Raw genomic sequence first — 24,445 nt, forward strand, 5'->3', positions numbered from 1 at the left:
GGCCACCCTCGTCGGGGTGGCCGGTCGTGTGAGCACTGACGGAATGTCGGTCGCGTGGCTACTTGACCAGATGCTCGGCCGCGGTGAGGCGGGCGTGCGCGTGGTTGTACTCCGCGCTGCCGGGCTCAGCGGCTTCGAGGGCCGCCTTTTCGGCGGCGACATCGACGTCGTCGGCCCATGCGGCGGACTCGGCGAGGATCGTCACCGACTCACCGGTGACCGAGAGGAAGCCACCCTCGATCGCCGCGGCCTTGCGGTCACCGCTCTCCTCGACGATCACCACGAACCCGCCGGGCACCAACTCGCCGAGCAGCGGTTCGTGGTTCGCCAGCACACCGAGTTCACCCACGGTGGTCTGTGCGATCACAAAGGTCGCCTCACCGGAGTAGAGCTCTGCGTCGGCGGAGACCACCTCGACGTGGAAGGACTTGTCAGCCATGTCGATCCGCTACTTTCCGGCGATCTTGGCCGCGGCGGCCTCCACGTCGTCGAGTCCACCGCAGCTGTTGAAGGCCTGCTCGGGCAGGTGATCGAACTCGCCCTTGCACACGCGGTCGAACGCCTCGACGGTGTCGGCGAGCGGCACGACCGAGCCCTTCTGACCGGTGAACTTCTCGGCGACGAGGAAGTTCTGTCCGAGGAACTTCTGGATACGACGGGCACGCTGCACCGTCACCTTGTCCTCTTCGGACAGTTCGTCCATACCGAGAATGGCGATGATGTCCTGCAGTTCCTTGTACTTCTGCAGGATGCGCTTGACCTCGTTGGCGACGCGGAAGTGCTCGTCACCGACGATCGAGGCCTCCAGGATGCGCGAGGTCGAGGTCAGCGGGTCCACGGCCGGGTAGATACCCAGCTGCGAGATCGGACGCGAGAGCTCGGTGGTGGCATCGAGGTGGGCGAAGGTGGTGGCCGGCGCCGGGTCGGTGTAGTCGTCGGCGGGCACGTAGATGGCCTGCAGCGACGTGATCGAACGCCCCTTGGTGGAGGTGATGCGCTCCTGCAGCTCGCCCATCTCGTCGGCCAGCGTCGGCTGGTAACCCACCGCGGACGGCATGCGGCCGAGCAGGGTGGAGACCTCCGAACCGGCCTGGGTGAACCGGAAGATGTTGTCGATGAACAGCAGCACGTCCTGGTGCTTGACGTCGCGGAAGTACTCCGCCATCGTCAGCGCCGACAGCGCCACGCGCATACGGGTGCCCGGCGGCTCGTCCATCTGACCGAACACCAGGGCGGTGTCCTGGAGAACGCCCATCTCCTCCATCTCGAGGTGGAGGTCGGTGCCCTCGCGGGTACGCTCACCGACGCCGGCGAACACCGAGGTGCCCGAGAACTCGCGGGCGATACGGGTGATCATCTCCTGGATCAGAACGGTCTTGCCGACACCGGCACCACCGAACAGGCCGATCTTGCCGCCCTTGACATACGGGGTCAGCAGGTCGATGACCTTGATGCCGGTCTCGAGGATCTCGGTCTTTCCCTCGAGTTCGTCGAAGGCCGGGGGCTTGCGGTGGATGCCCCACTGCTCGCCGTCGCGGCCCAGGCCCGGGCTGTCGAGGCAGTCGCCGAGCGCGTTGAACACGTGGCCCTTGACGACGTCGCCGACGGGCACGCGGATCGGGTATCCGGTGTCGCTGACGGTCGCGCCGCGGACGAGGCCGTCGGTGGGCTGCATGGAGATGGTGCGGACCAGATTGTCACCGAGGTGCTGGGCGACCTCGAGGGTGAGGGTCTTGGCCACCGCCTCCAGGGTCACGTCCGCGTGGAGGGCGTTGAACAGGTCTGGGATCGAGCCCCGCGGGAACTCGACGTCGACCACGGGGCCGATGATGCGGACGATCCGCCCGTCGGCGGACCCCGACTTCCCCGAGGTCGGGGTTTCTGCTACTGCGGTCATGATGAGTGGGTCACTTCCTCTTTGGATCGAAAGTTTCGCGAAGGGGCGAGGCCGACGGTCTAGGTCGCGAGGGCGCTGGAGCCGCCGACGATCTCGCTGATCTCCTGGGTGATCTGGGCCTGGCGGAGCTGATTGGCCTCACGGGAGAGGTTCTTCGACAGCTCCTCGGCGTTGTCGGTGGCCGCCTTCATTGCGGTACGCCGAGCAGCCGACTCCGACGCCGAGGAATCCAGCAGCGCCGCATACACACGGGTGGCGATATAGCGCGGTAACAGCGTCTCGAGGAGGCCTTCGGCACTCGGCTCGAACGTGTAGTTCCGCGACTCGGAGGTGACGCTTCCGGCCTCCGCGTCGCTCGCGTCGACCTCGTCCTCGGTGACCACCAGCGGGGCCATCCGACGGACCTCGGGGGCCTGGGTCAGCATCGACACGAACCGGGTGTACACCAAGTGCAGTTCGTCAACGCCCTCGACCGAGCCGGTGCCGTCCGGGCGCTCGACCTCCACCCCGGAACCGGCGAGGAAGAGATCGACCAGGAACTTGCTGGGCTGCGCCGCGTCGGAGTACTCCGGCGCCTGCGAGAAACCGGTCCAGGCATCCGAGTACTCCGCACCACGGAAGGTGAAGAAGCCGACGCCCTTCTGTCCCATGATGAACAGCACGGGCTCCTTGCCCTCTTCGCGCAGCAGCGCGAGGAGTTCACGGGTGGCCCGCAGAACGTTGGCGTTGTACCCACCGCACATACCACGGTCACTGGTGATCACCAGGACGCCGGCACGCTTCGGATTCTCCCGCTCCTGCAGCAACGGATGATCCAGCGATCCCGCGCTGCTCGCCAGCTCGGAGAGCACCTTGGTCATCTCCGAGGCGTACGGCTTGGCAGCCGCAACCCGGGCCTGTGCCTTGGTGATGCGGGAGGTGGCGATCAGTTCCTGCGCCTTGGTGATCTTCTTGGTCGACTGAACCGACCGGATGCGTGAACGCAGCTCACGAATGCTGGCCACGAGATCTCACCCCTTCCTTGACACGTCGATTGACGTCACTCGTCTGCTGAAAAAGATCACTTGCGGATCTTGATCGCTTCTTGTTCGACGTCCTCGGAATCCATCGCGGCCGCCTCGGCCTCGTTCACGACGCGCTTGCCGTCGTGGGTGAGGTAGCTGTTCTTGAACTTGTTGGTCTCGGCGACCAGCGCCTCGGCCTCGTCGTCGGACAGCACCTTGCCACCGGCGATGGAGTCGTAGACCCCGGTCGCGTTGTGGTGCAGGTGGCTGAGCAGCTGGGTCTCGAAGTTGCGGATGTCGTCGACCGGAACCGAGTCGTAGTGGCCCTCACCGCAGAGGTAGATCGAGACGATCTCGTCCTCGACCGAGTAGGGGCTGTACTGGTCCTGCTTGAGCATCTCGACCCAGCGGGCACCGCGCTCGAGCTGCGCCTTCGATGCGTCGTCGAGGTCGGAGGCGAAGGCGGAGAACGCCTCGAGCTCACGGAACTGTGCGAGTTCCAGACGCAGCGAACCGGACACCTTCTTCAGGCCCTTGGTCTGTGCGGCACCACCGACGCGCGACACCGAGGTACCGACGTTGATGGCGGGACGCACACCCTTGTTGAACAGGTCGGACTCGAGGAAGACCTGCCCGTCGGTGATCGAGATGACGTTGGTCGGGATGAACGCGGAAACGTCGTTGGCCTTGGTCTCGATGATCGGCAGACCGGTCATCGAGCCGCCGCCCATCGCGTCGGAGAGCTTCGCACAACGCTCCAGCAGACGCGAGTGCAAGTAGAAGACGTCGCCGGGGTAGGCCTCGCGGCCCGGCGGGCGACGCAGCAGCAGCGAGATGGCGCGGTAGGCCTCGGCCTGCTTGGTCAGGTCGTCGAACACGATCAGGACGTGCTTGCCCTCGTACATCCAGTGCTGACCGATGGCCGATCCGGTGTACGGTGCCAGCCACTTGAAGCCGGCCGAGTCGGACGCGGGAGCGGCGACGATGGTGGTGTACTCCATCGCACCGGCCTCTTCCAGAGCGGTCTTGACGCCCGCGATGGTCGAACCCTTCTGGCCGATCGCGACGTAGATGCAACGGACCTGCTTGTTCTCGTCGCCGGATTCCCAGTTGGCCTTCTGGTTCAGGATGGCGTCGACACACACCGCGGTCTTGCCGGTCTTGCGGTCGCCGATGACCAGCTGACGCTGACCACGGCCGATGGCGGTCATGGCGTCGATGGCCTTGATGCCGGTGGCGAGGGATTCCTCGACCGGCTGACGCTCGAGCACGGTGGCTGCCTGCAGTTCCAGCACGCGCTGGTCCTCGGCCTCGATATCGCCGAGGCCGTCGATCGGGGCGCCGAGCGGGTCGACGACGCGACCGAGGAACTTGTCACCGACGGGAACCGAGAGGACCTCGCCGGTACGGCTGACCTGCTGGCCCTCTTCCAGGCTCTCGTAGTCACCGAGGATGACCGCGCCGATCTCGTCCTCGTCGAGGTTCAGTGCCACACCGAGCACGCCGCCGGGGAACTGCAGCAGCTCGTTGGCCATCGCGCTGGGCAGGCCACTGACGTGGGCGATGCCGTCCGCGGTATCGGTGATGATGCCGACCTCGTCACGCGAGGCTTCGGCGTCGAACGACGAGACATACTGCTCGATCGCTCCCTTGATCTCGTCTGCTGAGATCGTCAACTCGGCCATGGGTTCTCGTCTTTCTTACTCAGTCCGGGCAAGTGGTTCTTCGGTGGTGGGTGATGGAGTTGTCGGCTGCGCAGCGGATCAGCGCGGCAGGGTCTCGGCCGCCTTCGCCAACCGGGTGGCGATGTCGGCCTCGATCACTTCGTCGCCGACGCCCACACGCAGGCCGCCGATGATCGATTCGTCGACCTCGGTCTGCACCGAGATCGTGCGGTGGTAGATCGACCCCAGCACCGAGGCCAACCGATCGTTCTGTGCGTCGGTGAGCTCGACCGCCGAGATCACATGCGCCACGGTTTCACCGCGTCGCGCCGCAGCCAGTTCGGCCAGGTGCGCGACCGCGTTCTCGGCCGGCTGACCGTGCAGCAGGGCGATGGCGTGCGACAGCAGGTACCACGTGTGCTCGTTGACCTGTCCACCGACGAGCGAGCGCAACAGCTCCACCCGGCCGGGCACCGGACGCTGGAAATCGGCGAGCAGCGAGGCGAGTTCCGGGTTGGCGTCGAGCAGTCGGCCGATGCGGAACAGTTCGTCCTCGGTCTGCTCGATCGTGCCCTCGCGCTCCGCCGAGGTCAGCACGATGAGTGCGTTCTGACGACGCAGCGCGGTGAGGAGATCCACGCTCTGTGACCAGCGCTGTGCGGCAGCGGTGGCCACGGTGTCGACCACAATCGGCGCGACCTTGCCGTCCAGCAGGGTATGCACCAACTGCTTCTTGCCCTCGGGGTTCTCCTCGTCCTCGGTGAGCTTCTTGCGCAGCACCGGGTTCTTGAGCAGGAAGCTGATGACCTGGTACAGGTCCTCCGACGCCGACGTCAACGCCGCCGAGTCGAGATCGGCTGCGACCGAGTCGAATTCGTGGGCAATGGTGCGAGCGGCGTCGCGGCTGGTGGCATGCAGCGAATGCAGGCCGATCAACTCCGAACTCGGCGGCACCGCCGAGGTCGAATCCTTGCTCGCCATCTGCTCGAGTTCGTCGATCACCCGGTCGATGGTGGCGGTCTGGTTGTCCGCGGTGGCCAGATGCTTGCGGACGATGTCACCCGCCCCGTCGACCGCACTGAGGCCCAGTTCGGACCGCAGCTGACGGACCAGGCTGGTCCGGGCCAGCTCGGCCTGGTTCGTGCCGTGCTCGGAGATCCGCCGGACCTCGGAATCGGCGTAGGCCTTGAGGTCGGACTCGATGGACTCCGCGTCCTGCAGGGCTCCGGCGTGCAATTCCTTGGCCTCGGCGTCCGCCCTCTCGATGGCCCGGTCATGTGCGACCCGGGCATCCTCGGCACGCGCCTTGGCCTCGTCACTGTCGACGAGCTGCTGGCTGATCGCGTCCTTCTGGGAGAGCACCGCCTTCTTCAGCGGGGGCAGCACCCACTTGACGAAGATGCCGACGATGACCAGAAAGCCGACGAGCTGTCCGATGAAGATATCCACGCTAGTTCACCGTCTCTGTCTGCTTGGCCCCTGCATCGGCCGGGGCGACATCGGTTCCCAGGACGCGGCCGGCCAGCGTCGCCGACAACCGACTCACGTCCTGCTTGGCGGTGGTGACCGCCTTGTCCGCCTCCACCTTCAGATCTGCCGAGATCTTGGCCAGGGCGGCATCGGCCTCCTCGGTGGCCTTGCTCTTGGCCGCCGCCACGTGCTCGTTGCCCTTGGCCCGCGCCTCGTCCCGGATACCCGTGGCGTCGCCACGAGCATCCTTCAGACGAGCCGCGTACTCACGGTCGGCGTCCGCGTAGCTCGCCGCTGCGGCTTTGTTGTCTTCGACCGTCTTGGCCACACGGGCATCGCGCTCGTCGAGCACCTTGAGGATCGGCGGTACGACGAAGGTGCGGATGACGATCAGCACGACGACGAAGATCAGCAGGCACGCGATCAATGTGCCGTTCGGGATGAGGAAGTTGGACGTCCCGGCTTCTTCTTCTGCGGCGAGACTCATCATGATGGGTGTCCCCTATCGGACTAACGAACTACTGCGGTGGACGGGCGAGCGGACGTCAGCCGCCGTACACCTGAGCCGGGTTGGCGAACACGAACAGCGCCATGAAGGCCAGGTTGATGAAGTACGCGGCCTCGACCAGACCGACGGTGATGAAGAACGGGGTGAACAGACGGCCCTGGGCCTCCGGCTGCCGGGCGATGCCGGCGATGAGCTGGGAACCGGCGATACCGTCACCGATACCGGCACCGATCGCGCCGCCGCCCATGATGAGGCCGCCGCCGATCAATGCGCCCATGCTAACCAGATTCGGATCCATTGAGATCTTTCCTTTCGGGTGGAACTGGCACTCTTGGTTGCCAGGTCTGTGGGTCCGGTCGGCGGGGCCGACCTTCGTTTGTGGGAAGAGATGGTTCGGGTGGTCGGTGCCGGGTCGGCACCGACCGGGTCGTACTAGTGGTGGTCATCCTCCATCGCCTGGCTGAAGTACAGGATGGTCAGCAGGGCGAAGATGAAGGCCTGGATCAAGCCGATGAACAGGTCGAACGACTTCCAGATCGCGTTCGGGAACCACATGATGTAGGCCGGGAACAGCGCGATCAGGGCAACCATGACGCCGCCGGCGAACAGGTTGCCGAAAAGTCGGAGAGACAGCGAGAGCGGCTTGGCGATCTCTTCGATGATGTTGATCGGGGCGAGTCCGGCGGCGTGGCCCTTCACGAGCTTGCCGAGGTGGCGCAGCGGTCCGCGGCGCTTCATGCCTGCGGCGTGGTACCAGCAGAAGACGAAGATCGCCAGGGCGTAGGTGAAGTTCGCATCGCCCGAGGCCGGCTTGATCACTTCGTGGGTGGCCCCCGATTCGGTGCCGTACTGCACCGGCAGAACCGAGAACCAGTTCACGATCAGGATGTAGGTGAACAGCGTGACCGCCAGCGGCAGAACGAACGGGGCGATCTTCATGCCGATCGCGCTCTCGATCTGATTGCGCATCTGGACGGTGATGACCTCGAAGTACAGCTGCACGGTGTTCGGCCGCTTGGAGGTCATCTTGGCCTTGACGAAGAAGGCCATCGCGATGACGATCAGCGCGGCGATCGACGCGGAGATGATCGTGTCGAGGTTCCAGGTCAGTCCCAGCCACTCGACCTCTTGATGGTGGCCGACCTCGATCTTGGCCTCAGCCAGGTACAGCGTGTCAGACGGAGCGGTCATAGCTGCTTACGAAGTCCTTTCATCACCGGAATCACGGTGTTGAGAACCAGGACGACCTGGCCCAGTGCGAGTCCGAACATCACGCCCAGCCCTTCGGGCCGGACCAGGAAGGCCGCCGCGAGTGCGAGCACGGTGATCACACCGAGGCGCATCGCGGAATTCACGGCCAACAGTTTCTTACGGGGGTCGGCTTCCGCGGCGACCCGCGCGACCGCGAGGGTGACCATTTTCGCGTTGACCAGCACGGCGATGACACCGACGGCGAAGAACACCGCGAACAGCGGATGACCCATGTAGATCGAGGCCCCGGCGACGATCAGGGTGAGTGCCGCCGAGATGATTCCCGGTCGCAGGAGGCCCGTCGGGGCAGCCGGGTAATACACGGGAGCCGAATCAGGGGCAGACGTCGTCATTGCCTCTCCTCATCTCTCCTCGTACCCCCGCTCGACGGTGCGAGCCGGGGCAGACAGCATCGAGCGTGACCCTCCGCAGCCGAAAGCTGCCGAGCGTACGCTCCGCGTTTGCAGTGACCCTATCAAGCCGCGTGGCCTGCACCACCAGGGGGTGGGTGGGTCTGGTTGTGTGGCGGTCGGGCCGTCGGGGAGGACGGTTGTCCGATATCCGGGCGCGTTGCGCCCGTGCCTACTACGGGTCATAGTACACGGTCTTTACCATTGGGTTACCTGGCCCCTGCGTCACCGCCCACCTGGCCATTCGGCGGGTACGGGGTCAGTCGGTGCGGCGCGAGCCCGCCACCGGCCCGTGGTGAGCCGTGCGGAGTTCGGCGAAGCGCCGGGACAACCGCGGGGCCATCGTGGCCAGCATCGCGACCACCAGCCCGCCGGCGAACACCGGCGCCACCACCGACATCGGGAAGACCGTGCTCGCGGCCGCCGAGAAGGCCAGCACACCGACCCAGAGGTAGATGATCACCGCCACGCGGCGCTGGGAATGCCCGAGTTCGAGCAGACGATGATGCAGATGCATCTTGTCCGGGGTGTAGAAACCGACGCCGGCCCGGGTACGGCGCACGATCGCCATCAGCATGTCCAACAGCGGGACGAAGATGATCGCGGCGACCAGGATGAGCGGCAACAGCAGGGTCACCACGTCGGCCGGGCCGTAGGCGTAGACCGCGATACGACCGGATGCGCTGGTGGCCGCCGCCGCGAGCATCAGACCGATGAGCATCGCACCCGAATCGCCCATGAAGATCCGGGCGGGCGAGAAATTGTGCGGGAGAAATCCGAGACACGCCCCGGCCAGGGCCACCGAGATCAGCGCCGGCGGGTAATAACTGACGTCTCCCCCGCGATCGGCCAACAGTCCCAGCGAGAACAGGCAGATCGCCGACGCCGCGATCAGCCCCAGACCGGCGGCCAGACCGTCGAGGCCGTCGATGAAGTTGACCGCGTTGATGGTGGTAACGGTGATGGCGACGGTCAGCAGACCGGACTGGAACGGATCGAGCACCACGGTCCCGATCCCCCCGAACGGCACCGGGATCTGAATCCAGCTCACCCCCATCACCACCATGACGCCCGCGGCGGTCAGCTGGCCGACGAATTTGGTGAGCGCATCGAGGCCCCACCGGTCGTCGATCGCACCGACGATGACGATCACCGCGCCCGCCGCGATCACCGCACCGATGTCATTGGTGTAGGCGAATCCGCGGTTGAGGGCGGGCAGGTTCGCGGCCAACGCGACAGCCGCCACGATCCCGGCGAACATCCCCAGTCCACCCAGCCGCGGTGTCGGGATCACGTGAACGTCGCGCGCCCGCGGAACCGCCACCGCACCGGCCCGGATCGCGACCACCCGCACCGCGGAGGTGATGAGATAGGTGATCGCGGCGGCCGACAGCCCGACCAGCAGCAACTCGCGGAACGGCACACCCGCGCCGCCGCCGACACCAGGCGCCGCCAGAACCCACGACGCCGCAGTGGTCACACCGGTACCGTCCACGCTCATCGCAGCACGCTCGACGCGGAGAGGGGATCTGGCACCCGATCAGGCTACCCGCCGAGCATCGCGGCGACGTCGGCGCGGATCCGGGCGTGTTCACCGGGATCGGACAGGGCGCGCACACACCAGTCGGCGACCGTGTCCATCATGTCGGCGTCGGCCCCGGCGAGCGTCGCGATCGGGGTACCGATGCGCACCGCGGACCCCTCGGCGACCGGACGCTGATCGAACGGCAACACCGTCTTGTCGACGACGATGCCGGCCCCCTGCAACAGTCGCTGCGCCTCGATCCCGGACAATCCGAGCGACGACACATCGACCACCGCCAGATGGGTGTCCGTGCCGCCGCTGACGATCCGCAACCCCCGCGCGGTCAGACCCCGCGCCAACGCACGCGCATTGGCGACGACCGCGCTCACATGGTCGGCGAACTCCGGCGTCGCCGCCTCCGCGAAAGTCGCCGCCTTCGCCGCGATCGAGTGCACCGACGGCGCACCCTGGGTGAACGGGAACACCGCCTTGCCCAGCGCAGCGCCGTGCTCGGCCGTCCCGAGGATGACACCACCCCGCGGCCCGCGCAGCACCTTGTGCGTCACCAGCGTGACGACGTCGGCGTAGGGCACCGGGCTCGGTGCCGCACCGCCGGCCACCAGACCCGCGAGATGCGCGGCATCGACCCAGAGAATGCACTCGGCCTCGTCGGCGATCGTGCGCAGGATCTCGAAGTCGAACAACCGCGAGTACGCGGGCGACCCGACGATCAACAACCGGGGGCGATGCAGGAGTGCGAGCTCACGGATCTGGTCGTAGTCGACGAGTTCGTCGGTCACCGACACCGAGTACTGAATCGGATTGAACCAGCGGCCGGAGAAGTTGGCCCGCGAGCCGTGGGTCTGGTGGCCGCCATGATCGAGACGCAACGCGAGCACCGGATCACCGGGCTGCGCGAAGGCCGCGTACACCGCCGATGCGGCCGCGGTGCCCGACAGTGGTTGGACGTTCACGTAGTCGGCGCCGAACAGGTCCTTCGCGCGGGCGATCGCGAGCTCCTCGATCTCGTCGACCACCGAACACCCGCCGTGATACCGCGCGCCCGGATATCCTTCCGCGTAGGTATCACCCAACGACGACGCCATGATCTCCCGGACCGCCGGACTCGCGATCGTCTCCCCCGCCACCAGTTGCAGGGTCTGGGCCCGGCGCCGCGACTCCCGTCCGACCAGATCACCGAGTTCGGCGTCGATCGCCGACGAACTCATCGCTGCACCAGTGACGCCGGATCGACGTCGAGAACCTCGGCGACATCGGCCGCGGCCACCGCACCCTCACGCAGGATCCGGGGCGCACGCCCGGTCAGGTCCACGATGGTCGACGCCTGCGCCTTGGGTGCCGGCCCACCGTCGAGATACACCGACACCGCATCGCCGAGTTGCGCTCGCGCGTCGTCGGCCGTCGTCGCCGGCGGGTGACCGGAGGAATTCGCACTCGACACCGCCATCGGCCCCACTTCACGCAGGATCTCGATCGCGATCGGATGCAGCGGCATACGCAACATCACCGTGCCGTCTGTGTCACCGAGATCCCAGGCAAGCGACGGCGCCTGCTCGACCACCAGCGACAACCCTCCCGGCCAGAACGCCTCCACCAGCGCACGGGTCTGGGCGCTGACACCCAGGACCAGCCCGTCGACGGTGTGCCACGAGCCGACGAGCACCGGCACCGGCATGTCACGCCCGCGCCCCTTGGCCGCCAGCAATGCCGCAACGGCTTCGGAATCAAATGCGTCACAACCGATTCCGTACAAGGTATCGGTCGGCATGACGATCAGACGGCCGGACTTCGCGGCACCGACCGCGGCGCGGATGCCGCTGGCGCGCTGATCGGGATCGGTGCAGTCGAATACAGAACTCACCGGTTCATCCTTACACGCTCACCACCGGCATCCGGCGAGCGGCCACGATCAATCCGACGTCGGCAATCCCTCGACGCGCCGTGCGGTCACAAAGCGCGGCCGGCCGGCGAGATCGGCATGCGAGGTGATCTCGCCGAAGACGCCCGCGGCGGCAAACGCCCCGACAACACCGGCGGCATGGGAGTCGTCGTGCTCCACACCCACCCACCCACCGGGACGGAGCACGCGGGCAATGACCTCGACCATCGGTCGGATCACCGACAACCCGTCGTCGCCGCCGAATACCGCCATCGCCGGGTCGGCCCGCACCTCGGTGGGCACATCGGCATCCGCCGGAACATACGGCGGATTGCTCACGATCAGATCCACCGGCCCATCCACGGCGGCACACACCGCATCCGGGTCGGTGGCATCGCCCACATGCACCCGAATCCGTCGTGACACCTGGGGGTCGGCGTCAGAGACGTTGCGACGCAACCAGTCCACCGCATCCGGCGACAGTTCGACGGCGTGCACCCGGGCCGCCGGGAACGCCGACGCGGCCGCGATCGCCAACGCGCCACTGCCACTGCACAGGTCGACGACGGTCAGCGGGGCCCGGACATCATCGACCACACCCACCGCCCACTCGAACAACAACTCGGTCTCCGGACGCGGGATGAACACGCCGGGTCCGACGGCGAGATCGAGCGGACCGAACGACGCCGACCCGGTCAGATACTGCAACGGCACCCGCATCGCGCGCCGGTCGATCAGATCCCGAAACCGCTGCGCCGCATCGTCATCGAGATCATCGGCGATCAGTAACCTGCCCCGATCGGTCCGCAGTACATGTGCCAGCAACCATTCGGCATCCGGACGGGGCGAATCCACACCGGCCGCCGCCAAGGTCGCCGCCGCCGCCGACAACACGGCGCGCACCGAACGGTCCGCGCCCACGCCGGTCACTGTGCCTCGAGCCGCGCCTGCCGATCGGCGGCCACCAAGGCATCCAGCAGCGCATCCATATCACCGGAGAGCACGGCGTCCAGATTGTTCGCCTTGTACCCGATGCGGTGATCGGTGATTCGATTCTCCGGGAAGTTGTACGTCCGAATCCGTTCCGAACGATCCACCGTCCGGATCTGCGCGGCCCGCCCCTCCGCCGCCGCGGCCTCGGCCTCCTCCTCGGCCGCGGACTGCAACCGAGCCGCAAGCACCTGCATGGCCCGCGCCTTGTTCTGCAACTGCGAACGCTCGTTCTGACACGTCACCACGATCCCGGTGGGCAGATGCGTGATGCGCACCGCCGAATCGGTGGTGTTCACGCCCTGACCGCCCTTGCCCGAGCTCCGGTACACGTCGATCCGCAGATCCGTCTCGTCGATGTGCACCTGCTCCACCTCGTCGGGCTCGGGATAGATCAACACACCCGCGGCCGAGGTATGGATGCGGCCCTGCGATTCGGTGACCGGAACGCGCTGCACCCGATGCACGCCGCCCTCGAACTTCAGCCGCGACCACACCCCATCGCGCGTGGCCTCACGCGACTTGATGGACACGGTGGCCTCCTTGTAGCCGCCCAGATCGGACTCGGTGACACCGAGGACCTGCGCCTTCCACCCATGCCGCTCACAATATTTGAGATACATCCGGACCAGGTCGGCGGCGAACAGCGCCGACTCCTCACCACCGGCACCCGACTTGACCTCCAACACCACATCATCGGCGTCATGCGGGTCACGCGGCGCCAGCAGATCGGTCAACGTCGAATCAAGCTGCGCAACAAGCTCTTCCAGCGCCGGAACCTCCTCGGCGAAGGTCGCGTCATCGGCCGCCAACTCACGCGCCGCAGCCAGATCATCACGAGCCGCCACCAACTTCGCATGTGTCGCCATCACCGGCGCCAACTCCGCGAACCGCTTACCCACCCGCCGAGCAGTCGCCGGATCGTCATGCAACGACGGATCCGCCAACTGCAACTCGAGCCCCGCATGCTCGGCGAGCACATCGTCAATGGCGGAGCTGTGTGTGCCGCCTCCGGCGGCACGTGTGTTTGCGCCTTCAGGCACCGCTCTTCGTCCTCATCACTTCGTCGCTTCGCTCCTCGTTCTTCGTCCTGCATCCCGGCGCGGCGCAACACTCTGTTGTTCTGCGCCGCCTCCGGCGACGCGGGGTGCGTGCGCCCGACTGCACCGCTCTGCCGGTTGGCGACCGCTCCGCGATTACGTGGCCGGCGACACGTCTGCACCCAAAACAAACGACGCCCGGCCGGATGCTGTTGGGCACCGGGCGGGCGTCGTCATGAGGTCTACTTCTCGGCGGCGGCCTTCTTGCGCTTGCCGTAGCGAGCCTCGAACTTGGCGACGCGGCCGCCGGTGTCGAGGATCTTCTGCTTACCCGTGTAGAACGGGTGGCACTGCGAGCAAACTTCGACGTTGATGCGACCGTTGGCAGCGGTGCTGCGGGTCTCGAAGGTGTTGCCGCAGCCGCACACGACGGTGGTCGCGTGGTAATCGGGATGGATTCCCTGCTTCATCTTGGTGTCCCTTTCTGATGGTCGCCGGGTCACCGCCGCGTGTCGGCGGTGTGAACCGGTACCGGACTCGACCGACCAGTATGCCACGCCCTCCGGTCGGTAAGAAATCGGCGAAACCGCCGGTCTACGTCCCAGCGATAATCGCAGCCCTCACCGAAGCCGACTCGGCGATCGGTACTGATCGTCACTGCCCTCAACAGGTCCGACGCGCCATTCATTCCATCCGGCCACCAGGCATCTTAGGACACACTTATATTGGTAAGCCTTAGCTAAGTTATAGTCCCATGATGTTCGCTTCATCGTCGCAGCGGACATCGCCGACCACCGGTTCGCATGAGCACCGGGCACCACTGGTCCCGACGTGGACCGGGCACGAGAGGGGACGAATGCAGGCCGATCGGCACGGTTCGCAGCAGATGCTGTGGGACCCCAGCGACGAGAAGAGCAGCTGCGGGGTGGGCTTCATCACCCGCAAGGACGGCGTCCAGAAGCACAGCGTCATCGAGAAGGCCCGCGACGCCCTGTGCTCGGTACCGCACCGTGGCGGGATGTCGGCGCTCGGCGTCGGCGACGGCGGTGGCGTCTCCATCGACCTGTCCCAACGGTTCTTCCGCAAGGTCACCGGCCGCCCGACGCTGCGCCTCGGCCAGTTCTGCGTGGGCAACTTCTTCCTCCCCGAGGGCGGCGACGCCGCCGCCGAGGCGGCCCGGCTGATCGAACGCACCATGGCCGACCGCGGATTCACCGTCCTCACCGTGCGTGACGTCCCCGTCGACAACTCGGTGCTGCGTGAGGCCGCCATCGGATTCCAGCTGCCGATCCGCCAATGGGTGTTCGCCGCGCCCGAACCATGCCCCGAACCGGCCGAACTCGACCGCCTCGTCCAACAGGCACTCCTGCACATCGAGGCGATCGGCTTCACCTCCCCCGCCCTCGAAGGCCTGTATCCGCTGTCACTGTCGGCACGCACCCAGGTCCTCAAGGGCCGGCTGTCGTCCCCCGAGGTCATCGACTACTTCGTCGACCTCGGCGACGAGGACCACCGGGTGCACACCCTGTTCTTCCACACCCGCTTCTCCACGAACACCGATCCGCACCCGACGATGGCCCAGCCGTTCCGGTTCCTCGCGCACAACGGTGAACTCAACACCGACAAGAAGAACCGCATCGCACAGGTGACCGCGGCCGCCGCGGCACGCCGCACCATCGTGCGTCCACCCGGCCAGTCCGACTCCAGCCGTCTCGACCAGACGGTGGCCGCACGGGTGATCACCGATCAGGTCGACCTGGTGACCGCGGTGGTCTCGATGATGCCGCCGGCATGGGAGAACGATTCGACGCTGTCCGACCGCGTCCGCGCGATGTTCGAGTACTTCTCGCTCTACGAGGAGAAGAACGACGGCCCCGCCGCCGTCGTCTTCGGCGACGGGACCGTCATCGGCGCCCGACTCGACCGCCTGGGACTACGTCCGCTACGCACCGTGGAAACCGCCACCTACCTGTGTGCCTTCTCCGAGGCCGGCCAGGTGGATTTCGATCCCGACACGGTGATCTCCCGCGGTCGCGTGTCGGCCGGTGGGATGATCTACTACGACCACCGCGAGCATCGCGTCTACACCACCACCGACGCCTACGAAAAGCTCGCTGCTGCACGGGATTACCCAGCGCTTCTGCGTGCGGCGAAGATCGATCTGGGGGCCATCGAGGCCGAAGGCGACGACGCGGACACCTCGGCCGCACTCTCGTCCTCGGAATCGGTGACCGATCATCAGCGCTACCGCGCCTACTACCTGGATCAGGAGAGCTTCCGCTACTTCACCGATCCCATGCTCGCCGACGGCGCCGAACGCGTATCCGCCATGGGGTTCGGCAACGCGATCAACCCGCTGACCAACATCGAACCCAATGTGTCCCGGTTCTTTTCGCAGCGATTCGCCCAGGTGACCAATCCACCCCTGGACAGCATCCGCGAGGCCGACGGCATGACGCTGCGCGTCGCCCTCGGCGCGCGACCGGCGATCAACCGCCGACCCCGACGACACCGCCGGTCGGCAGATCATCCTGCGCACACCGGTACTCACCGACGATGAGCTGACACTGATTCTGCGACAGCATCATTGCCCGGTACGGCGATCAGGCCGCATTCGCCAAGTGGCGCAAGGCCGCCGAGAAATCCCTGATGAAGACCATGGGCCGGGTCGGCCTGTGCACCGTAGAGAGTTACATCGGCGGCGAGTTCTTCGAACCGGCCTTCCTCGACACCGCAGACCCCGACCTGCATCGGTGGTTCCCCAACCTGCGGGCACCGGTCGGCGGGGTCGGTTTGACAGCGATCGTCGAGGTGACCGGCGCGGCCCATCGCGCCGCGATGACCGATCCGGTTCCGGCCGCCGACACCGACCTCCCCCTGCTCGGCCTTTTCAAGGAACGCGCCGACGGCGGTGGGCACTCCTTCGGCACCGCGGCCGTCCGGGGTTACGGCGAGCTGACCGCCGAGAAGATCCATTTCGCCTCGGGCCGAGGTGCGTCGGCCGCCGCCGAAAGGGAGGGCATCGCGGACTCGCTGCGTCTGCTGACGCTCTCGACCCTCGCCGACGCCTTCGGCCTGGATTCCCACGTGTACGACGACAGCAGTTACGCCGCGTTGACCCCGGCCGAGATCGACGAGTTCACCATCACCGACGCCTACCGCTCGTTCAGTGCCGAACTCGCCACCACACGTTCACGTCGACCATCGGCGTTGCGCGACATCCTCGGCCTGACACCGCATTCGGAGCCGATCGCCCTCACCGACGTCCAGCCGGCCCACGAGATCACCGCCACCTTCGCCTCCGGCGCGATGAGTCACGGCGCCCTCGTCGCGCCCGCTCATGAGGCGGTCGCCCACGGCACCAACATGGCCGGCGGATTGTCCAACAGCGGCGAGGGCGGCGAACACATGTCCCGCTACGGGACGCTGCGCGCCTCCCGCATCAAACAGTTCGCCTCCGGACGCTTCGGCATCTGGGCGGGATACCTGGCCGACCCGATGCTGCAGGAACTCGAGATCAAGATCGGTCAGGGCGCCAAACCCGGTGAAGGAGGCCAGCTTCCGGCACCCAAGGTGACCGTCGAGATCGCCGCGGCGCGCGGCGGCACCCCCGGCGTCGAACTCGTCAGTCCGCCGCCGCATCACGACACCTACTCGATCGAGGACCTCGCCCAGCTGATCCACGACTGCAAGGCCGCGCGCGTGCGGGTCATCGTCAAACTGGTGAGCTCCGAGGGCATCGGCACCATCGCCGTCGGCGTCGCCAAGGCCGGCGCCGACGTCATCAACGTGGCCGGCAACACCGGCGGCACCGGCGCCGCGTCGGTGGCCAGTCTTCGCTACGCGGGCCGGGTTGCCGAGATCGGCCTCGCCGAGGTGCATCAGGCACTCAGTGCGCACGGCTTGCGTCAGAAGGTCGTGCTGCGTGCCTCCGGTGCCCATCAGACCGGACGCGACGTCGTCACCTCGGCATTACTCGGTGCCGACAGCTTTGAATTCGGCACGGCCGCACTGATGATGATCGGCTGTGTGATGGCCAGGAACTGCAACATCAAGTGCCCGGCCGGTCTGACCACCAATCCCGAGGTCTTCGACGGTGACCCACGCGCGATGGCACAGTACCTGCTCAACGTGGCACACGAGGTCCGCGAGATCCTCGCCGACCTCGGCCTGCCGAGCGTCCGGGCCGCGCGCGGACGCACCGACCTGCTCGCGCTCATCGACCATCCCGCGCTCGTCGGTGACATGCGCACCGAGGCACTGCTGGCCCACATCGAGGCGCCGGAGATCGCCCACCCGGTCTATCTCGAACGTGACTATGCCGTCGACGACGCCCTGGGCGCACAGGTGTGGGCGGCCCTCATCGACGACGCGCGTGCCTCGGTCACCACCACCTCGGTGCGGCTGGACAACCGCAACCGCAGTGTCGGAGCACAATTGGCCGTCGACATCGAACGCCGACTCAACCACGAGATCACCGACGTCACCGATATCGCATCGGTACTCGTCGACGATCGTGGCCGACGATTCCTCGACGCGGACACCGTCGTCGTACCCACCACCGGATCGGCCGGCCTGTCCTACGCCGCGTTCTGCAACGACGGCATGCGCCTGGAGCACACCGGCACCGCCAACGACGGCGTCGGTAAGTCGATGTGCGGTGGAACCGTCGTCGTACACTCCCCCGGCGGCGGGTCACCGGCCGTCGGCGGGAACGTCCTGATCGGCAACTTCGCCCTGTTCGGCGCGACCGGAGGTCGACTGTTCGTCGAAGGCGAGGCGGGAGACCGGTTCGCCGTGCGCAACTCCGGCGCAACCGCGGTCGTCGAAGGTCTCGGCGAATTCGGTTGCGAATACATGACCGGTGGGGCCGTCTTCAATCTCGGCGGTTACGGCAACGGCCTCGGCAACGGCATGAGCGGCGGGTTCCTCTACCAGTACGACCCCGCATGCGAACTCGCCGAACGCATCAGCGCCGACTCCGTCATCGTCGGCGCGATCACCGGCGTCGATGATCCATTGGCCCCGATGCACCATCACGCCGCCTTCGCCATGCTTCAGATGCATGCCGAGGCAACGGGTTCGGCCTTGGCGACGCGACTGCTGGAGAACTGGGAGACCGAGCGCCACTACGTCTCCTACGCACTGCCCCGGGCGCTGGTCGCCCATCAGGATGCCGACACCCTCGTGGCGACGATGGGCCCGCGGGCGCTCCTCGACGAACTCGCCGGCGCGATGGCCGCCGATCAGGTGCGGAGACTGAAGCTCGATCTGCGCTCCGGTGGCCCGATCGTCGGCGGAGCCGTTCCCGAGTACGGCCAGACCGACACCGCCGACATGTACCGGCTGCTCGGCGCCTTCACCGTCTTCGAACTCGCCCGTGAGGTCGCCACCGCGAAGCTGCGTAAGGGACGGTCTGCGACGCAGTCGGCGTCGTCGGAGGAGATGGTGGCCCGCTCGGCGCGCAATCTGATCCTCACCGAGGACTACGACCTCCTGACCAGGGTCGGTCGCTACTCGCGAGACATTCTCTCCGACTACGGGTCCGAGCAGCTCGCCGCACTCATCTCCGCCAAGCGGGTTGCCGACTACAAGCAGGCCCTGGCACGACGCAACGTCGCGTCGATGGATGCACCGGCCACCTACGGCTGGATCCTGTACCAGGACCGGCGCAACCTCGAGGCCCTCCGCGAGGCGACGACCGGCGACGGTCCGCGCGCATCCCGGTTGCCGAGCTTCGACGAACTGTTCGCCGCGCGTGCGATCCCCGATGTCGCCGAGGCCATTGCCACCGCCGCCGCTGCCACCCGACCGAAGGTCTCCTGACATGCAATTGCCTTACATTCCCACCGACGTTCCGTTCACCGGTGACCAGAAGGTCTGGCTCGCAGGCTTTCTCGCCGGCCTGAACACCAGGATCGGGATGTCGTCGACGGCTGCCGGGACCGCACTGCCCGGTGCCGACCCCGCGGCGGGGGCGACCACCGGAATCGGTGTACAGATCGTGTACGGGACCCAGACCGGTACCGCGGAGTACCTTGCCGAGCAACTGCAGCAGCAGGCGCAGGGACAGGGGTTCGTGCCCTAACTGTGCGGCCTCGACGAGCTGGAGATCAGCGATCTGACCGCGGTGCGCCGACTCCTGGTGATCACCTCCACCTACGGTGAGGGCGAGATGCCCGACAATGCCGAGATCTTCTGGCAGGGTCTGGCCGCACCAGACGCACCGCGCCTCGACGGTTTGTTCTTCGGCGTTCTGGCACTGGGTGATTCGATCTACGACGGGTTCTGCCAGGCGGGCAAGAACATCGATACGCGACTCGCCGAACTCGGCGCCACCCGGGTCGTCGATCGCGCCGACTGCGACGTCGACTACGAGGAGCGCGCGGCCGAGTGGATCACGCGGGCCGTCGCCGCCATGGCCGAGGTCGATGCGCGGGAGGCCGGCGCTGCCGTATCCGGCGCCGTAGTTGCTCCGGTCGCTCCGGTCGCGGCGCCGGGTCCCGCGGCACCGGCAGCTCCCGCGTGGGGCCGGAAGAATCCGCACCCCGCCACGATCATCGCCAATACACTCCTGTCCGGCCCGGGCTCGGACAAGGAGGTACGCCATCTGGTGATCTCGTTGGGCGACAGCGGAATCGACTACGAACCGGGTGACGGCATCAGCATCGCGCCCACCAACGATCCCGAACTCGTGGAGAAGGTGATCCAACGCCTCTGCGCAACCGGCGAGGAGGTAATCACCGATCGCAAGTCGAGTCGGACCCTGCGTGAGACGCTGACGCGGCACGTCGAGATCTCCACACCGTCGAAGTACCTCGTCGACTACATCGCATCGCGAAGCCAGGACGCGGAGCTCACCCATCTGGCCTCCACCGGCGATAAGGAAGCCCTCGATGCCTGGTTGTGGGGTAAGGACGTTCTCGATCTGCTCGATGTCGACCCCACCCTGACGATCACCGCCGAGGAACTGCTCGCCGAGCTCCGGCCCCTGCAGCACCGTGTGTACTCGATCTCGTCGAGTCCGCGAGCCCACAGCGGCACCGTGCACATCACCATGGCCACGGTGCGCTACCGCTCCGGGGAACGTATGCGTGGCGGTGTCTGCTCGTCCTACCTCGCCGACCGCCGTACCGAGGGTGACGAGATCGATGTGTTCATCACGCCCAACAAGTCGTTCCGGCTGCCCGCGGACGACGTGCGGGTCATCATGGTCGGGCCGGGCACCGGAATCGCCCCATTCCGGGCGTTCCTGCATGAGCGTCAGAACCGCGGCGCGAGCGGCGCGAACTGGCTGTTCTTCGGCGATCAGCACCGCGCGGATGACTACATCTACGCCGATGAGATCGAACAGTTCGTCACCGACGGTGTCCTCGATCGTGTCGACCTCGCGTTCTCGCGCGATCAGGATCACAAGGTGTATGTGCAGGACCGTATGCGTGAGAACGGTGCCGAGCTGTTCGCGTGGCTCGATTCCGGCGCTCATCTCTACATCTGCGGTGACGCCACCCGGATGGCACGCGACGTCGAAACCGCGCTGATCGAGATCATCGCCGAGCACGGCGGGGTCGATGAGAATGGTGCCGCCGACTACCTCAATCAGCTGAAGAAGGGCAAGCGCTACCTGCGCGACGTCTACTAGGAAAGGAAGGGCAACGATGCCCGCCAACCCCGACGATGTGAACAACGCCGGCGTGCCCCGCCGCGTCGCCCGCCAAGCCGGTGACGCTCTCCCCCGCCCCTGCGGGCGTGACCCGCACTGCCGGTGTACGCCCGGGCAGTCGGTGACCAGCGACCTCGAAACCCTCTTGGCAACTCCGGGTTTCGGCGGAACACTGCTGAATGCCGAACCGCATGTGGTCACCTCGCAGCTGCCCCACCTCGATCAGGTGGTCGGGGTGACGGTGGCCGGGCCGGTGGTGATGAACGACGTCGGGGTGCACACCCCACCGGTCCTGCCGGGCGGACCGATCAAGTGCGACTCGTCGCGGATCACGTTGCGCCTCAACCCGGTACTCCTGGGATCGGCGCTGGTGTCCGAGCCGGCCGCCAACATCCCGCCGACGTTGCGTCTATTCGATGCCAACGGGAACACCTCTCACGCAACGTATCTGACCGAGCGCAGCGACCGGCTCGCCTTCGAGGCGATCGCATTGACCGGCGCCGATCCGGCGGTCACCCACGCCGCGGGCGGTCCGGATTCCTTCGACGAAGCGTGGGCGATCCCCGAGCCCGCATCGGCCAACGCCGACCAGATCGTCCAGTTCGACTCCATTCTGGCCGACGGCGGGCTAACTCGGCGTACCGAATTGCCCGGGCTCGCTGACTCCGGCGTCACCCGCGTCGAGGATCGCCGTGTGATCGGGGCACTGGAACACGCCGCGCTGCTCGGTATGCAGATGACGATGGTCACCGCAGCACCGGGGCGTCTGCAGATGCGCCATGACCAGCTCGACGGTGCCCGCGAGCACCGGGGCCAGATGGTCATCGCTTCCGGTTCCTGTCGCGCGATGATCAATTTCGGGCTCGTCACCGAATGCTGGATCACCTGGTCCGACGGCGTCTGGGGACGCACCGGATCCATCGAACTGTACGACCGGCACGGTGGGTGCAGCATGATCCTGACCCAGACCGGACCCGTCCCCGCCCCGGCATTCGAGGCGTGGGATCACCTGCTGAACGATCTCGCGTCCTGAGCCGCACCTCTCGGATCGGGAAGTAGCGCCGCAAACCTTCCGACGTGTCTCGGTGCCATCTTGCTGGTCGAGACGGTTCGGAGGGTTGGCCGCCACATTGAGCTCCGTCGGAACGGCGGACACGGGCTCTGTGTCGGCGGAGCTCGGCGCGGCGGCGAGCGCCAGCGCCGCCCGGCTCGACCACCGAATCAGGGACTCAACCGGCGGGATAGAGGCGCGGTCGGCAAGGGGCGCGGTCGGCGGGTAGTAGGGCGTTGTCGGCCGAATGACGGTGCTCGACCAGCGGGTGAGGTGCTCGACCAATTGGGCGGGGTCGGGCCCGACGGCCGGTCGTCCGTGGCCGCCGTCACATAACCGGGTACTTCGTCCCGCGGTTGCCGCCTTGTCCGGCGAGTCCCGCGCAATGCGGCGATACTTTTCCTGATCGACGGCCCGTGCGATGACCTGCCTGTAGGGATGGACGCAGAGACGATCGCATATCGATGGGAGGCGGCGATGACCGCGGTGCTGGACCTGCTGGCCGACCAACCCCTGCTCTATCTCATGATCGTGATCGGTCTCGGGGTGGCGATCGGCCGGATCACCATCCGCGGTATCGGTCTGGGCCCGGCCGCGGTCCTCTTCTCGGCGATCGTGATCACCGCGTTCGCCAAGTCGATGGATGTCGACATCACGATCCCGGAGATCATCGGCAATCTCGGACTGATCCTGTTCGCGTTCACCACCGGGTTGATGGCCGGTCCGAACTTCTTCGCGTCCTTGCGCACGGCCTGGAAGCTGGTCGTCACGGTCACCGTGGTGATCGCCGCTGCCGCCGTCACCGTCGATCTGGTCGGGTCGGCTTTCAATATGTCGACTGCCTCCATCGCCGGTACCTTTGCCGGCGCGCTCACCAACACCCCCGCACTCGCCGCGGCCGGTGGTTCGGCGGAGGCGACCATCGGCTACGCCACGTCCTATATTTTCGGCCTGATCCTGATGCTGGTGATGGTTGCCATCGCCTTCCGCTACGGAAACCCCGACCCGGACACCCCGCCCGAGGTCGTCGACATCACCGTGCGACTCGAGAGCGACGATGTGACGATCACGGAACTGCGCGAGCGCCACGGGAATCGACTGACGTTCTCCCGTCTGGCGCACGACGCCGACGAGCCACCCGTCCCGATCACCGACGATCAGGTCCTGCACCCGGGTGACCTCATCACCGTGATCGGTCCACGCGCTGAGGTCGACGCACTGATCGACGAGATCGGCCACCAATCGATTCACGATCTGACCGTCGATCGCTCCAAACTCGATTTTCGGCGGATCACGATCTCCTCACCCGAGTTGGCCGGCCGCAAGGTTCGAGAACTGGACCTCGATTCCTTCGACGGTTCCATCACGCGCCTCCGCCGCGGCGATACCGACATGGTGGCCACCCCCGCCACCACGGTGCAGCTCGGCGACCGGGTCCGGGTGGTGGCGCCACCGGAGAACATGGCGAAGATCGCCCGGATGCTCGGCGACTCCTCCCGTGGTCTCACCGAACTCAACGCCGCCGCAATGGGTTTCGGAGTCGCGCTCGGTCTGGCCGTCGGACTGATCCCGATACCCATCCCCGGACTGGGAACCTTGTCCCTCGGGGCCGCGGCCGGGTCCCTCATCGTCGGATTGATCCTGGGCCGAATCGGGCGGATCGGGCCCTTTGTCACCACGATGCCGATCACCTCCGCGCAGGTGATCACCGAGGTCGGTCTCCTGCTGTTTCTCGCCTACGCCGGGACACGCGCCGGATCACTCATCCTCGATGCGTTCACCAGCGGCGCCATCGTCGACATCCTGGTCACCGGCGCGATCACGTCGGCGGTGATGGCCGTCGGCATGTACGCGGCATGTCGCTTCATCCTCGGAGTCGGCCGGATCCGGCTCGCGGGCGTGCTGGCGGGCACCCAGACCAATCCGGCACACCTCGCTTTCGCAAACGCCCGGGGCGACGACGACCCGCGGATCGCTCTCGGCTACGCCCTCGTGTACCCGGCGGCAATGGTCGTCAAAATCCTGCTGGCACAAGTTCTCTCGACCTTGTGACCAGAACACGACAACGGCCC

General features: G+C 66.6%; 17 protein-coding genes and 2 pseudogenes. 4 read left to right on the forward strand and 15 right to left on the reverse strand.

From position 1 onward, the window contains the following. Positions 1–58: 58 nt before the first annotated feature. From ACWDPV_RS21255 to rpmE, 15 genes are all read right to left on the reverse strand, one after another. Positions 59–439 (reverse strand): F0F1 ATP synthase subunit epsilon, encoded by a 381-nt coding sequence (locus tag ACWDPV_RS21255; RefSeq protein ID WP_348802449.1) that lies wholly within the window; start codon positions 437–439, stop codon positions 59–61. 9 nt (positions 440–448) lie between these two features. Then, positions 449–1,897 (reverse strand): F0F1 ATP synthase subunit beta, encoded by a 1,449-nt coding sequence (atpD, locus tag ACWDPV_RS21260; RefSeq protein ID WP_348802451.1) that lies wholly within the window; start codon positions 1,895–1,897, stop codon positions 449–451. Between the two features lie 59 nt (positions 1,898–1,956). After that, the gene (locus tag ACWDPV_RS21265) at positions 1,957–2,901 is read right to left on the reverse strand and encodes a F0F1 ATP synthase subunit gamma (RefSeq protein ID WP_348802452.1); all 945 of its coding nucleotides are present in this window, start codon (positions 2,899–2,901) and stop codon (positions 1,957–1,959) included. A gap of 56 nt (positions 2,902–2,957) precedes the next feature. Then, complete coding sequence (atpA, locus tag ACWDPV_RS21270; protein ID WP_348802453.1) at positions 2,958–4,586, reverse strand: F0F1 ATP synthase subunit alpha; 1,629 nt, start codon at positions 4,584–4,586, stop codon at positions 2,958–2,960. A 78-nt stretch (positions 4,587–4,664) separates the two neighbouring features. Next, complete coding sequence (locus ACWDPV_RS21275) at positions 4,665–6,014, reverse strand: F0F1 ATP synthase subunit B/delta (protein WP_449744555.1); 1,350 nt, start codon at positions 6,012–6,014, stop codon at positions 4,665–4,667. A gap of 1 nt (position 6,015) precedes the next feature. Then, the gene (locus tag ACWDPV_RS21280; protein WP_449744556.1) at positions 6,016–6,525 is read right to left on the reverse strand and encodes a F0F1 ATP synthase subunit B; all 510 of its coding nucleotides are present in this window, start codon (positions 6,523–6,525) and stop codon (positions 6,016–6,018) included. A gap of 55 nt (positions 6,526–6,580) precedes the next feature. Continuing rightward, a complete protein-coding gene (locus ACWDPV_RS21285; protein WP_348802456.1) occupies positions 6,581–6,841 on the reverse strand; it encodes a F0F1 ATP synthase subunit C in 261 nt (86 codons plus the stop codon). A 134-nt stretch (positions 6,842–6,975) separates the two neighbouring features. Continuing rightward, a complete protein-coding gene (gene atpB / locus ACWDPV_RS21290; protein ID WP_348810185.1) occupies positions 6,976–7,734 on the reverse strand; it encodes a F0F1 ATP synthase subunit A in 759 nt (252 codons plus the stop codon). Then, positions 7,731–8,147 (reverse strand): hypothetical protein, encoded by a 417-nt coding sequence (locus ACWDPV_RS21295; RefSeq protein WP_348810184.1) that lies wholly within the window; start codon positions 8,145–8,147, stop codon positions 7,731–7,733. The genes atpB and ACWDPV_RS21295 overlap by 4 nt, the downstream gene beginning before the upstream one ends. 316 nt (positions 8,148–8,463) lie before the next feature. After that, the gene (locus tag ACWDPV_RS21300; RefSeq protein ID WP_449744557.1) at positions 8,464–9,705 is read right to left on the reverse strand and encodes an MraY family glycosyltransferase; all 1,242 of its coding nucleotides are present in this window, start codon (positions 9,703–9,705) and stop codon (positions 8,464–8,466) included. Positions 9,706–9,749: 44 nt separating this feature from the next. Then, positions 9,750–10,958, reverse strand: a complete 1,209-nt coding sequence (locus ACWDPV_RS21305) for a serine hydroxymethyltransferase (protein WP_449744558.1) — start codon at positions 10,956–10,958, stop codon at positions 9,750–9,752. Next, positions 10,955–11,611, reverse strand: coding sequence for an L-threonylcarbamoyladenylate synthase (locus tag ACWDPV_RS21310; protein ID WP_449744559.1), 657 nt, complete (start codon positions 11,609–11,611; stop codon positions 10,955–10,957). Before ACWDPV_RS21310 ends, ACWDPV_RS21305 begins: the two co-directional genes overlap by 4 nt. A 48-nt stretch (positions 11,612–11,659) precedes the next feature. Continuing rightward, positions 11,660–12,559, reverse strand: coding sequence for a peptide chain release factor N(5)-glutamine methyltransferase (gene prmC / locus ACWDPV_RS21315; RefSeq protein WP_449744560.1), 900 nt, complete (start codon positions 12,557–12,559; stop codon positions 11,660–11,662). Continuing rightward, positions 12,556–13,662 (reverse strand): peptide chain release factor 1, encoded by a 1,107-nt coding sequence (prfA, locus tag ACWDPV_RS21320; protein ID WP_449744561.1) that lies wholly within the window; start codon positions 13,660–13,662, stop codon positions 12,556–12,558. Before prfA ends, prmC begins: the two co-directional genes overlap by 4 nt. Before the next feature lie 239 nt (positions 13,663–13,901). Beyond that, complete coding sequence (rpmE, locus tag ACWDPV_RS21325; protein ID WP_449744562.1) at positions 13,902–14,129, reverse strand: 50S ribosomal protein L31; 228 nt, start codon at positions 14,127–14,129, stop codon at positions 13,902–13,904. A 386-nt stretch (positions 14,130–14,515) separates the two neighbouring features. Here rpmE and ACWDPV_RS21330 point away from each other — a divergent pair. The 4 genes and pseudogenes from ACWDPV_RS21330 to ACWDPV_RS21345 all read left to right on the forward strand — a co-directional run bounded on the left by ACWDPV_RS21330 (position 14,516) and on the right by ACWDPV_RS21345 (position 24,425). Further along, positions 14,516–19,485, forward strand: a pseudogene (locus tag ACWDPV_RS21330) (glutamate synthase-related protein). 1 nt (position 19,486) lies between these two features. Continuing rightward, positions 19,487–21,301, forward strand: a pseudogene (locus ACWDPV_RS21335) (sulfite reductase subunit alpha). A 16-nt stretch (positions 21,302–21,317) separates the two neighbouring features. Beyond that, entirely contained in the window at positions 21,318–22,355 is a 1,038-nt protein-coding gene (locus ACWDPV_RS21340; RefSeq protein WP_449744563.1) for a heme transporter, read from the forward strand. A 456-nt stretch (positions 22,356–22,811) separates the two neighbouring features. After that, positions 22,812–24,425 (forward strand): aspartate:alanine exchanger family transporter, encoded by a 1,614-nt coding sequence (locus tag ACWDPV_RS21345; protein ID WP_449744564.1) that lies wholly within the window; start codon positions 22,812–22,814, stop codon positions 24,423–24,425. Positions 24,426–24,445 lie beyond the last annotated feature (20 nt).

The sequence above is a fragment of the Gordonia sp. NPDC003504 genome, assembly GCF_053587995.1.